This window comes from Nocardia higoensis (genome assembly GCF_015477835.1).
GTDB classification, from domain to species: domain Bacteria; phylum Actinomycetota; class Actinomycetes; order Mycobacteriales; family Mycobacteriaceae; genus Nocardia; species Nocardia higoensis_A.
On sequence record NZ_JADLQN010000002.1, the window covers coordinates 332,295 to 344,407 of the forward strand.

Below are 12,113 nucleotides of genomic sequence, written 5' to 3' on the forward strand. Positions count from 1 at the left end.
TCAGCCCTTCCGGGCCTGCCGCTGCCGTTTCGGCCGGGGCCTCGCCGCCTCGTCGGGTTCGGGCCAGTCGAGCAGGGTGTCGACGAAGAGCTGCCGCACCTGTTCGGCCCGTAGGTCCAGTTCGGCGAGATTCCAGTCACCTACGTCGACGGGTTCCAGGATCGCTACGTCCACCGTGCCCGCGCGCGCGACCATCGAATTGCGTCTGGCGATCTCACCGGCGTTGCGGATCACCACCGGGATGATCGGCACGCCCGCCTGATGGGCGATGTGGAAGGCGCCCTTCTTGAAGGGGCCCACCGCGGGGGAGTAGGACCGGGTGCCCTCCGGTGAAACGGCGATGGACAGCCCCTCGCGCAGGGTGTGGACCACCGGCGCCAGCGCGGCCCTGGCCTTCTCGGTGCTGGACCGGTCGATGAAGGTCACGCCCACGAAGCGCATGAGCGGTCCGAAGACCGGATTCCGGGTCAGTTCCTTCTTCCCGATTCCGGTCACGCCGCCGTGCAGGACGTGCGGGACGATGATCACGTCGAACTGGCTCTGGTGATTGAACAGGAACACCGCCGGTCGCGGTGAGCGCGCGTTGCGGGCACCGGTCACCCGGACCCGCACCCCGACCGTGGCCAGCGTCGCCGCTGTCCCGTAGGCCATCAGCCCGTCGGCCATCGCGCGTCGCTCGCGGGTGGAGGACTTGGCCAGCACGCCGGACAACGCGCCGAGCAGCAGCGCGACGAATCCGGCGACAGTCCGCACGTAGTCGACGAGCCGGGGATCGCGTCTGCGCCGGAACGACACCACCGGCCAGTCGTGATCGACGGCGGCCGCGCGCAGAATCCGATCGGGATCGATCACCACCGGGTGCGCGGTCAGGGCCAGCAGCGGTTGATCGGTGGTCGCGCCGCTGTAGGCGTAGCCGGCCGTCGGGGCGAGGCCGCGTTCGGTCGCGAAGGCCCGCACGGCTCGAGCTTTGCCGTTGCGCCACAGTGTCTTGCCCGCCACGTAGCCGGTGAGCGCGCCGTCGGCGTCGGTGTCCATCGCCGTGCACAGCACGTGCTCGATGCCGAGTTCGGCGGCCACCGGCGCGACCTGGAACTCGGTCAGCGCGCTCACCAGCACCACGGTGTGTCCCCGCGCCAGGTGCGTCTGGACCAGCTGCCACGCTTCGGGGAACAGGTAGCCGTAGACCTCGCGCCGGAACAGCCGGACACCCAGCTCGGCGAGCTCGTCGCGGCGCCGCCCGGCCAGTCGCGCCGCGGCCTGGTGCAGGAAACGGCTGTAGCCGCCGTCGGTCAGCGCGGGCTCGAAGCCGTCGAGCAGGATGCGGGCGGCGGGGTCGCGGACGCCGCCCGGCCGGGTGCGGCGCAGCACCGAGGGCCCGGTGAACCCGTCCAGCACGGCGGACAGGTCGAAAACCGCGAGCACCTCGGGCCCGGCCGGTCCGGAGCGGATGCGCGCGAGCAGTTCGGTGAGGTCCTGTGTCCTTGCCGGGTCGCTCATCGCTGCCGGGTCGTTCATCGTGTCACCGGGCCGAGCGTGTTGGACGGGTCGAGATTGGCCGCCAGGGAGATGCGGGAACTGATGGCGCGCAGCTGGGTGGCGAACTCGGCGCGCCGCCGGGTGAGGTCGGTGCGGTCGGCGGCGGCTGTCGCCTCGGCCGGCTCGATCAGGTGGTAGTTGTCGGCGAGGGCGATCGCGCTGGAGAACAGCTCGGTGGACACCGATTCCGGGCTGTGCAGGCGCCGTTGCAGCAGCATCTGCTTGCCCACCGACACGCATTCGGCGATCAGTTCCTTGCGGTCGATCGGCGCGGCGGCGTCCTTGTCGGCCAGGCGTTCGGCGACCACCAGTTGCGCGTCGAAGAACGAACGCAGCACGCGGTGAGCCATCATGAAGCCCGAGCCGCGCAGCCGCGCCACGATCTCGCTGCCCTGGGTCTCCCTGCCCCTGCTGTTCCACTCCGGGTCGACCAGCAGCATCTCGGCGGTGATCCGCTCGGAGAACTCGGCGCGGTCGGGGAAGAAGAACTCGAACTTGAGCAGATCGCGCAACCGGAACGCCTCCTCCCAGCCCGCGCGCAGATTGTCGTCGACGGCTTCGATCGCGGCCAGCACCGACAGCTCCATGATGGCGCGGTCGACGAACCAGTGCACCGCGCTGTTGCGATAGAACGCGGCTTCCAGATGCGCGCCGCTCTCGATCGAGTACACCGGCTCGATGCCGCCGCGGTAGACCGTCACCACTCTGGCCAGCGAGAGCTGTTCGAGTACGACGGCGAGCGAGGGTTCCTCGGTCAGCGCGGTGAGTTCGCCGGAGGGCAGTCTCCGGCGGCGGATGTAATCGATGACCGGGGCGAGCAGTGCGCGGACCTCGCCGAGGGTGAGGGCGCGCTGTTCGACGCCGAGCAGGGCCAGGGTGGCCAGCGCGTTCACCGTGATCGGCGTGACGTTGTTGATGCCGACGGCCACCTCGAAGGCCAGCAGTTGCACGGCGCGGCGCTCCTTCTCCGCGATCTCCTGCTCGGCGGGCGTCGGGGCGGGTGCCGCGCTGTCGGGGCCGTGCAGCGGAATGGTGACCGGCGGTGTGTGCATCGGGTCGCCGAGCGCGCTCAGGCGAGCGCGCGCCGAGAGCGGTTCGCCGAAGCGGACGTAGACGTGTCCGGCCGAATGTTGTTGCGAGCGGATGTAACGGGCCAGCCAGGTCAGGCCCTCGGGCTTCTTGCGTCCCCCCAGTTGTTCGGTGGCGATGGCGCCGAGTTCGTTGAGACGTTCGTAGGTGATCGAGACAGGCACCAGCATGACGTCGTCGACGCGATGGGCGCGCACCGCGGCGGCCAGGTAGTTCAGCAGGCCGTAGCGCGGCGGTCGCAGTTTGCCGGTCCTGGTTCGCCCGCCCTCGAAGTACCACTCCAGGTTGAATCGCTTGCTGAGCAGATAGGCGAAGTACTCCTCGACGACCGCCTTGTAGACCTCGTCGTCGCCGAAGCTGCGGCGGATGAAGACCGTGCCGGTGCGCCGGGCGATCGGACCGATGGGCCAGAACCGCAGGTTGGCTCCGCCGATGACGTGATTGGGTGGGAAGTCGTTGCGCGCCAGTACATCGCCGAGCACGAACGCGTCCACATAGGAGCGGTGCGACGGCAGGAAGACCAGCGGACAGGTGCGGTTGAGCTCGCGCAGCCGGTCCAGGCCGGTGTCGTCGGTGTCGACCTTCCAGGTGGAGGCGTGTACCGGGCGCATGGCTTGGGTGAACAGGTCCGACACCATCCGCGACTGGGCCGCCACCAGTTCGTTGAGCCCCTTCTCCGCGCGCCGGTACACATCCTGCGGATCGGCGTCGATCTGATCGGCGATCAATCGCAGGCGGCGCAGGAACTCCGGCGAATCCAGGATCTCCTCGGCTACCAGCCGGGGGACCTTGTAACGGTCGCCGATCACGGCGCGCTCGGCGCGCTCCAGCGCGACCACCGCGGCGCGCACGATGGCACGCGCGAAGGGCTCTCCGCTTCCCGCGGTGTGCAGGGCGGCGGCCTCGGGGTTCTTGGCGCGCAGCTTGCTGAGCGGAGCGGGTGCCCCGGTGAGCACGACGTGCCGGTCGGGGGCCGTGCGCGCGAGCCTGCGTTGCACGAGCCGATTGGGCTTGCGCGGATCGGTCAGTGTGACCAGGTCGCCGAAGCTCATGCGCCGCACGCCGTCGCGTTCTTTCGGCAGCCACAGCACCCGCACGGGGACCACCAGTGGATCGTCCCGGCGGCCGATCAGCCGGGCCGCGACCGCGGTGGCGTCCAGATCGATCTGGGTGACCGGGGCGTCGGTGCCGAGTTCCGCCGCGATGCCGCCTTCGGCCAGCCAGGTGCCGATCAGTTCGCGCTCGACGCCGGAGGACGCGTCCACCAGGGCGACCACCGATCGTGGTGCCGGGTGTGGCGGCTGCGAATCGGCGGGCTCGATCATGGGGCCTCCGTCTGCCTGTCGGCCCGCCGCCCGATGCGGCGGGGTCGCGAGTCACGGCACCCCATTGTCTCGCGTGCGGTGATCTTGCGCCCTGACTTCACGACCCGAGTTCGCCGAGGCGATGGCGCGCTGCCGAGCGCACCCACCCGCGAGGCAGGTAATGCTAACCTTACTTCGCATCAAGTTAGGTCATCTTAATTCTGGAGGATCGTTGTCGACGACGGATGAGCGCTCTCGCGTTGAGTATGTAACCGATCCGGCGGCGGCGATGTCCCGATTGGCGAGCGCGGATCGTTTCGGCGAATACGTGATGTACGAGCGCCCCGGACAGTGGATCTTCGCCGCCGACCCGATCGGCAGTATCGAGCTCGACGCCACCGAGCTGCGGGTCAGCTGGGCGGGCGAGACCACGGTGACGGCGTGGGAGGGCTCGCCCGCCCGCGCCCTCGATCGCGCCCTGGCCATGCTGCCCGCGCACTCCGCCCACGCCTACGGCTGGATCGGATTCGAATTCTGCGCCTGGGCACTGCAGGCGAGGGCCCACGTCGACGAGCGGATGTCGCTGGCGCATCTGATGATTCCGCGCATCGAGGTGACCGTCGACGAGTCCGGCGTGCGGATCTCGGGCGCGAGCCCTCGGGAGGCCGCCGACATCCACGATCTCATCGCGGACTCGCAGGACACCGAACTGCCGCACGCTCAGCCGATCGACGTGCGCGTCGACCCGACCGGGTATCGGGACAGGGTCGCCGAGGCCGTCGCCGAGATCGGCGCCGGCAGGTATCAGAAAGTCATCCTGTCGCGAAAGGTGGATCTGCCCTTCATCGTCGACGTGCCCGCCACCTACCGCCTCGGTCGCGCCAACAACACCCCGGCGCGCTCCTACCTGCTGCGCCTGGGTGGCCTGGAGTCGGCCGGTTTCAGCCCGGAGCTGGTGGTGTCCGTCGACGACGACCGCGTGGTCACCACCGAGCCGCTGGCGGGCACCCGCGCCTTCGGCCGCGGCCACGCCGAGGACATGGCCGCGCGCGCCGACCTGGTCAGCGACCCGAAAGAGATCGTGGAGCACGCCATCTCGGTGCAGCTGTCCTTCGCCGAGATCAGTTCGGTCGCCGATCCCGGCACCCCGGCGGTGTCGGACTTCATGGCGGTGCGCGAGCGCGGCAGCGTGCAGCATCTGGCCTCGACGGTGCGTGGCACGCTGGCCGCCGATCGTTCCGGCTGGGACGCCCTCGAGGTGCTGTTCCCGTCGGTCACCGCGTCGGGCATCCCGAAGCGTGAGGGCGTGGATTCGGTCTTCCGGCTCGACGGCGCGCCGCGCGGGCTGTATTCCGGTGCGGTGGTGACGGTTTCGCCGACCGGCGCGTTGGAGGCGACGCTGGTGCTGCGCGCGGTCTACCAGACCGCCGAGGGCGCGTGGCTGCGCGCGGGCGCGGGCGTGGTGGGTCAGTCCGAGCCGGAGCGGGAGTTCGAGGAGACCTGCGAGAAGCTCGGCAGTATCGCTCCCTACGTGGTCAAGGCCTGACCGGCCGCCGCGCGAACACGCACGGGCGGCGTATCTTTCGGATGCGCCGCCCGCTTCCTCCCGGGTCGGACTCGTAGACCCGGTCCGATCCGCCGAGTCCGTCCCGGCTGTGCCGGTAGCCCGCTCCGCGCGGCCGGGACCGCCACCGGGGTGACGGGCCGGACCGGGCGGGCCGGTCAGCTGTAGGTGGCGCGCAGTGCCTTCTTGTCGATCTTGCCGACCGCCGTGATCGGCAGCACATCGGATTGCCGCAGCACATCGGGCAGCTTGTAGGTGGCCAGGCCACGCTCGGTGAGGAAGGTCTTGATCCTCGGCAGGCTCGGCATCTCGCCGTCGACGACCAGCACCGCGCACACCTTCTCGCCCAGGGCCGCGTCCGGCAGGCCGACCGCGGCCGCGTGCCGGACCGCCGGGTACGCCAGCAGGTGTTCCTCGAGTTCGTCGCAGGAGATGTTCTCGCCACCACGGTTGATGACGTCCTTGATCCGGCCGGAGACGATCAGGTGCCCGGATTCCAGGCGTCGCACCAGATCACCACTGCGGTAGTAGCCGTCGGGGGTGAACGCGCGGGCATTGTGCTCGGGGGCCCGATAGTAGCCGCGCAGAGTGTAGGGGCCGCGGGTCAGCAGCTCGCCCTCCTCGCCGAGCGCGACGTCGTTGCCCTCGGCGTCGACCACGCGCAGCTCGTCGGCGGGCGACATCGGCCTGCCCTGGGTGGTGCAGATCAGCTCGTCGGGATCGTCGAGCCGGGTGTAGTTGAGCAGGCCCTCGGCCATACCGAAGACCTGCTGGAGCCGCGCGCCCAGCGCGGGTGTGACCTCCCTGGCGTTCACGTCGGCCAGCCGCGCGCCGCCGACCTGCAGCAGGCGCAGTGAACTCAGATCGGCTTGCTCCCATTCCACGGCCGCGCAGTACAACTGGGCCAGCGGCGGCACCACGGCCGTCACCGTCACGCCGTGGCGCTCGATGGCGGCGAAGGCGTTCTCCGGGCTCGGATCGCCGACGAAGCACACCGAGGCGCCGACGCTCACGCTGCCGAGGATGCCGGGGCAGGCGAGCGGGAAGTTGTGCGCCGCGGGCAGGGTCGCCAGATACACGTCGTCGGCGGTGAGTTCGCAGATCTCGGCGCTGCCGGTGGCGTTGTAGACGTAGTCGTCGTGGGTGCGCGCGATCAGCTTGGGCAGGCCGGTGGTGCCGCCGGAGACCAGCATCAAGGCGATGTCGGAGGGATCGATCGCGGGCAGCGAATCACCGTCGCGGCCGATGCTGTTCAGATCGGTGAACGGTCCGGGGTCGCCGAGTACCAGGACGTGGCGCAGGCTCGGGACCTTCTCCCGCACGGTCGCGGCCAGATCGCGGTAGTCGAAGTCGCCGAAGGTGTCGGCGATGATGTAGCCCACCGCCTCCGACAGCGCGGTCAGATGCTCGATCTCGGCTCTGCGGTGCGCGGGCAGGGTCAGCACCGGGATGGCGCCCGCACGCAGCAGGCCGAACAGGACCGTCAGGAATTCCGGCACGTTCGGCAACTGGACGACCACTCGGTCGCCGGGCGCGATGCCCAGGGCGATCAGGCCGTGCGCGATGCGGTCGGCTTCGGCGTCCACCCAGGCGTAGTCCCGGGCGCCCTCGTCGGTGCGCAGGGCGACGCGCTCGGGATGCCGCTTCGCGGTGGCGCGCAGCAGGTCGCCGAGCGACGTGCCGGTCCAGTAGCCCGCGGCCCGGTACGCCTGTGCGGTCTCGGCGGGGAAGGGCACATAGCCGTCCCGGTGGTCGGTGGTTGTCGTCACGATTCCTCGCTGGGTCCGGTCGTATCAGATGAGGTTAGGCAACCCTATCTGAATGGCCGGTGGCGGCTGATCATCCGGGCTAGACTCATCGCATGAGTCGCTGGGAAGCCGTGGATATCCCCGATCAGACCGGCCGGATCTTCGTGGTCACCGGCGCCAACGGCGGCCTCGGCGCGGTCACCGCCCGGGCCTTGGCGGCCAAGGGTGCCCAGGTGATCATGGCGTGCCGTGATCTGGCCAAGGCCGAACGCGTCGCTGCGGATCTCGGGTCGCGCGCCGACGTGCGTTCGCTCGATCTGGCCGACCTGTCCTCGGTGCGCGCCTTCGCCGCGGGCATCGATCGCGTCGACGTGCTGATCAACAATGCCGGGGTGATGGCGGTGCCGAAGCGTCGCACCGCCGACGGCTTCGAAATGCAGGTCGGCACCAACCATCTCGGTCATTTCGCGCTCACCGGACTGTTACTGGACAAGATCGCCGATCGGGTGGTCACCGTCTCCAGCGGCGCGCACACCGTGGGCAAGATCGACCTGAACGATCTGAACTGGGAGCGCAGGCGGTATCGACGCTGGCTCGCCTACGGACAGGCCAAGCTGGCGAACCTGATGTTCGCCTACGAGTTGCAGCGCAGGCTCACCGCGGCCGGCTCGCCGATCCTCTCGGTGGCCGCCCATCCCGGCTACGCGGCGACGGATCTGCAGTCACACACCGAATCGTTCATGGATTCGTTCATGGCCGTGGGTAACCGGCTGCTGGCCCAGAGCGCCGAGAACGGTGCGCTGCCACAGCTTTTCGCCGCCACCGAGCCGGTCGAGCCAGGCGCCTTCTACGGTCCCGACACGTTCGGCGGCATGCGCGGCCACCCCGCTCGCTGCGGGTCGACGAAGGCCTCGCGCGACGAGACGGTGGCGCGTGAACTGTTCGCGCTGTCCGAGCGCCTCACCGGAGTCACCTACTCGATCTGACTACCGCGAGTTCGGGCTGTCCGAGCGCTGATTGTCCGAGCATTGTGATGGCCGTCACTTCTCGGGGTGTCACACTCCGGTGGTCCGCGGCGTCGTCTGTGTGTGAGCCGCTCGGCGGGAGGCCGGGCGCGAGACAGGCGAGGAGCAGATCATGGAACAGCGGTTCGACTACGCGGGGAACGCTCTCGGCGCGAAGTTCGTCAAGCGGATCAACAACGCGGGCATGGTCGTGGGCGAGTCCACGCTGGCCCCGGCCACCCGTGAACTGGTGCTGCTGCGGGTCAGCCAGATCAACGGCTGCGGGTTCTGCGTCGACATGCACTACAAGGACGCCGTCCACGCCGGTGAGGATCCGCTGCGGCTGAACCTCGTCGCGGCCTGGCCCGAGGCCACCGCGTTCACCGAGGCCGAGCGGGCCGCGCTGGCGCTGGCCGAGGAGGGCACCCGCCTCGCCGACGCGCACACGGGCGTGTCCGACGAGACCTGGGCGCAGGTCGAGAAGCACTACGACGCCGAGCAGATCGCGGCGCTGATCTCACTGATCGCGCTGATCAACGCCTACAACCGGATGAATGTCATCAGCCGTACCCCCGCGGGCGGTTACGTCCCCGGTCAGTTCCACTGACCGGGGGATCGCGGGGGCGCGGGGCGTGACGTCCGCCGCCCCCGCGTCACCGCGGCGTGGTGGGCTGGTATGGTCTCTGTCGTGCAGCGCGCGTATTTCTGGTTTAGCAAGCCGGCCCCGGGTGGGTCGGTCTGCGGCAACCACCTGCGCTGACTATCCCACCCCGAGCCGGATGATGGACCGGCTCTACGGTGTTCGTGATTTCCGTGGGTCGGCCTGGAGAAAAGGAAACGACCACGATGACCACTGCGGTAGACGTCGACGCACGCCATGCCGACCTCGATCACCAGCGCACTCTCGCGGTGAGCCCGTTGCGCTCGCCCGCCGAGGTGCGCATGGTCCACCGGATCACCGATACCCACGCCGATACCGTCCGCGCGGGCCGCAAGGCCACCGTCGAGGTGCTCGACGGCGCCGATGATCGCCTGATGGTGATCGTCGGCCCGTGCTCGGTGCACGATCCCGCCGCCGCCCTGGACTACGCCCGCCGCCTGGCCGCCAAGGCCGAGGAACTGGGGCAGGATCTGCACATCGTGATGCGGGTCTACTTCGAGAAGCCGCGCACCAGCCTGGGCTGGAAGGGGCTGATCAACGATCCGCACCTGGACGGCTCCTTCGACGTCAACACCGGTCTGGGCATCGGACGCAAGCTGCTGGTCGACATCACCGGACTCGGGCTGCCGGTGGCGTGCGAGTTCCTCGATCCGATCACCCCGCAGTACATCGCCGACCTGGTCTCCTACGGCGCGATCGGCGCGCGTACCGCGGCCAGCCAGGTGCATCGGCAGCTCAGCAGCGCGCTGTCCATGCCGGTCGGCATCAAGAACGGAACCGACGGCGATGTGCAGGTAGCGGTCGACGGCGTGCGCGCGGCCGCGGCCAGCCATGTGTTCCCCGGCACCGATCTCGACGGCCGCGCCGCCCTGATCCGCACCTCCGGCAACCCGGACTGCCATGTGATCCTGCGCGGCGGCAGCAACGGGACCAACTACGACGCGGCTTCGGTCACCGATGCCTGCCTGCGCCTGGAGAAGGCGTCGTTGCCGCGGCGGGTCGTGGTGGATGCCAGCCACGGCAACAGCAACAAGGACCACAACAAGCAGGTCGACGTCGTCGCCGACATCGCGGGCCGGATCGCCGCCGGCGAGCGCGAGGTGGTGGGTCTGATGCTGGAGAGCTTCCTGGTGGCAGGTCGTCAGGACCTGACCCTCGGTCGTTCCGACGACCTCGCCTACGGTCAGTCGATCACCGACGCCTGCATCGACTGGGACACCACGGCGCGGCAGTTGGATCTGTTGGCCGACGCGGTCCGCCGTCGGCGCGGTCTCTGATTCCGCTCTCGCCCCTACCCGCCCCCCGCATACCGGCCTGTTTCGTTACCGGCGCGCGCGTCGGCGCGCGGGTAGCGGGGCGGGCCGTTGTCTCGCGTACGCCATTCTGAAATGCCTTTAGTACTTGACCTGGGCTTTTGTTTCGATACGGTTATGCGGCATTCGCAAGAGATCGCTCCACTCGGGGCGCGATACCGGGGGTTCCCGATCGGTCGGTTTGTTCGATGCCGGCTCCGGGTCGCGCGCTGCTCCTGAAGTTCCGTCATTTCGAGAATTCCTTCGGAGAGTGAGGACAAGCGTGAATCTGCATGTCGTATTGGCTCGCTTAGCGAGCCGCGGTGGTCATCGAGCCGGCGCCCGTCGTGGGTTCGGCAGCGTGGTCACCATGGCGGCCTCGGCGCTGCTGCTGTTCGTGACGGCGCTCGCCGCGATGGTGGGCCCCGGCGCGGGCCCGGCGGCCGCCTTCGGCGAGAAGACCCTGTTCGTCGCCGAGAGCACCGCGGGCACGGTGGTGGCCGTCTCCCTCGATGGTCAGGTGGATCCCCTGGTCACCGGGCTGATCTCGCCGTTCGACGTCGCGGTCGACGGTGACACCCTCTACATCTCCGAGGCCGGCGCGGCCCGGATCGTCACCGCGCCGATCAGCGGTGGAACGGCCACGCCGCTGGCCGTCCCCGGCCTGGTGGCCCCGAGCTACATCGCGATCTCCGGGGACACCCTGTTCATCGTCGACGCCGGCACCGTGTACTCGGTGGACAAGGACGGCGGCACGCCGGAGGTGCTGCTGGCGGACCTGGGCAACGTCGGCGGCATCGCGGTCTACAACGGCCAGGTGTACGTCACCATCAACTCCCTGGCGGGCAGCGTCGTCTCGGTGCCGGTCACCGGTGGCGCGCCGACCACCGTCGTGGCCGACTTGACCAACCCCCTGGCCATCGCGGCCGACAACGGCACCCTGTACATCACCAGCGCCATCGGCCCGATCTGGTCCGTGCCGGTCACCGGCGGCACGCCGACCGAGTTGGCCGAAGTGAACGTCGGTGTGGGCATCGCGGTCGACGGCGACACGCTCTACGTCACCGAGCAGTTGACCGGCACCGTGTACTCGCTGCCGGTCACCGGCGGAACGCTCACCGAGATCGCCACCGGCCTGAGCTCGCCGGCCGGGATCGACGTGGGTGTGGGTGGCTGCTCGGGTTCGGTCTGCCTCGGCAGTGCCTTGTGAGTGAATCAGGAGCGACGCCACTCCATCGGTGAGTGACGCTGCCCGACATGCGCGAACGAGCCGGGCCCCGAAGGTAACTCGGGGCCCGGCTCTCTGCGTGTCTGCCGCTCGACCGGCTCACCCGCCCGGCGTCCAGGCGCGGACGGCGAGCAGATCGCCGTGCGTGATCGTCGTGGTCAGGAAGCCACCCTCGGCGAGGCGGCGGGTGAGGTCGCCTGTCTCGGGCTTCGGCCCGGTCGACGAGGCGCCATAGCCGTAGCAGAGGAACAGCGCGCCGTGGGGGGCGAGCAGTTCGCGCGCCACCGTCAGTTCGGCGGGCGGCCGCTTCGTCGTCCAGAAGGCGTTGACGTTGACCGCGAGAATCTTGTCGAATCCACCAGGAGCGTCGAAATCAGCGCGCACCCGATCGGGAGTGAGCCGCCCGAAGTCCGCTTGCCACAGGCTGATCCGCCCGGCGTCGATATCCCGGGCGTTGCGCCGCGCCGCGCGTTCGATCGCGGTGGCCGAGCGGTCGACCGCGAGTACGCGTCCGCGGGGAAGTTCGCGTGCGAGGTATTCGAGCGACGTGCCCGGGCCGGGGCCGATCTCGAGGACGAGGTCGGTGGGGCGCAAGTCCATGATCTCGACGATCCAACCGAACCGTTCATCGCCCACCGTCGGCCTCCCCGGGGTTGTTGTCGCGCGGATGGCAACAGCATCGTCGCC

Annotated in this window: 9 protein-coding genes; 5 read left to right on the top strand and 4 right to left on the bottom strand. The window is 69.5% G+C overall.

Features of this window, described 5'->3' with window-relative positions; genetic code table 11:
• Together IU449_RS15720 and IU449_RS15725 are read right to left on the bottom strand one after the other, a co-directional pair.
• Positions 1-1,515: a 1-acylglycerol-3-phosphate O-acyltransferase gene (locus IU449_RS15720; RefSeq protein ID WP_195002839.1), complete on the bottom strand. Its 1,515-nt coding sequence runs from the start codon at positions 1,513-1,515 to the stop codon at positions 1-3.
• Positions 1,512-3,950, bottom strand: a complete 2,439-nt coding sequence (locus tag IU449_RS15725; RefSeq protein WP_195002840.1) for a glycerol-3-phosphate 1-O-acyltransferase — start codon at positions 3,948-3,950, stop codon at positions 1,512-1,514. Before IU449_RS15725 ends, IU449_RS15720 begins: the two co-directional genes overlap by 4 nt.
• Positions 3,951-4,161: 211 nt before the next feature.
• Here IU449_RS15725 and nbtS point away from each other — a divergent pair, with 211 nt between their 5' ends.
• Positions 4,162-5,475, top strand: a complete 1,314-nt coding sequence (gene nbtS / locus IU449_RS15730) for a nocobactin biosynthesis salicylate synthase NbtS (protein ID WP_195002841.1) — start codon at positions 4,162-4,164, stop codon at positions 5,473-5,475.
• Positions 5,476-5,651: 176 nt separating this feature from the next.
• Here nbtS and IU449_RS15735 read toward each other — a convergent pair whose 3' ends face one another.
• Complete coding sequence (locus IU449_RS15735; protein ID WP_195002842.1) at positions 5,652-7,262, bottom strand: (2,3-dihydroxybenzoyl)adenylate synthase; 1,611 nt, start codon at positions 7,260-7,262, stop codon at positions 5,652-5,654.
• A gap of 92 nt (positions 7,263-7,354) precedes the next feature.
• Here IU449_RS15735 and IU449_RS15740 point away from each other — a divergent pair, with 92 nt between their 5' ends.
• The 4 genes from IU449_RS15740 to IU449_RS15755 all read left to right on the top strand — a co-directional run bounded on the left by IU449_RS15740 (position 7,355) and on the right by IU449_RS15755 (position 11,408).
• Positions 7,355-8,227 (top strand): oxidoreductase, encoded by an 873-nt coding sequence (locus IU449_RS15740; protein ID WP_195002843.1) that lies wholly within the window; start codon positions 7,355-7,357, stop codon positions 8,225-8,227.
• A 151-nt stretch (positions 8,228-8,378) separates the two neighbouring features.
• Complete coding sequence (locus tag IU449_RS15745; protein WP_195002844.1) at positions 8,379-8,852, top strand: carboxymuconolactone decarboxylase family protein; 474 nt, start codon at positions 8,379-8,381, stop codon at positions 8,850-8,852.
• Between the two features lie 239 nt (positions 8,853-9,091).
• On the top strand, positions 9,092-10,183 hold the full coding sequence (locus IU449_RS15750) for a 3-deoxy-7-phosphoheptulonate synthase (RefSeq protein WP_195002845.1): 1,092 nt from the start codon (positions 9,092-9,094) through the stop codon (positions 10,181-10,183).
• Between the two features lie 376 nt (positions 10,184-10,559).
• Positions 10,560-11,408: a hypothetical protein gene (locus IU449_RS15755; protein ID WP_195002846.1), complete on the top strand. Its 849-nt coding sequence runs from the start codon at positions 10,560-10,562 to the stop codon at positions 11,406-11,408.
• Between the two features lie 117 nt (positions 11,409-11,525).
• On the opposite strand, the gene IU449_RS15760 is transcribed toward IU449_RS15755, so the two are convergent.
• Positions 11,526-12,062, bottom strand: a complete 537-nt coding sequence (locus tag IU449_RS15760; protein ID WP_324188271.1) for a class I SAM-dependent methyltransferase — start codon at positions 12,060-12,062, stop codon at positions 11,526-11,528.
• Positions 12,063-12,113: the final 51 nt, after the last annotated feature.

Bases quoted from the DNA above. Each gene is read 5' to 3' on its own strand.
- IU449_RS15725 (WP_195002840.1), bottom strand. From the start codon at position 3,950: ATGATCGAGCCCGCCGATTCGCAGCCGCCACACCCGGCACCACGATCG.
- IU449_RS15745 (WP_195002844.1), top strand. From the start codon at position 8,379: ATGGAACAGCGGTTCGACTACGCGGGGAACGCTCTCGGCGCGAAGTTC.
- IU449_RS15740 (WP_195002843.1), top strand. From the start codon at position 7,355: ATGAGTCGCTGGGAAGCCGTGGATATCCCCGATCAGACCGGCCGGATC.
- IU449_RS15750 (WP_195002845.1), top strand. From the start codon at position 9,092: ATGACCACTGCGGTAGACGTCGACGCACGCCATGCCGACCTCGATCAC.
- IU449_RS15720 (WP_195002839.1), bottom strand. From the start codon at position 1,515: ATGAACGACCCGGCAGCGATGAGCGACCCGGCAAGGACACAGGACCTC.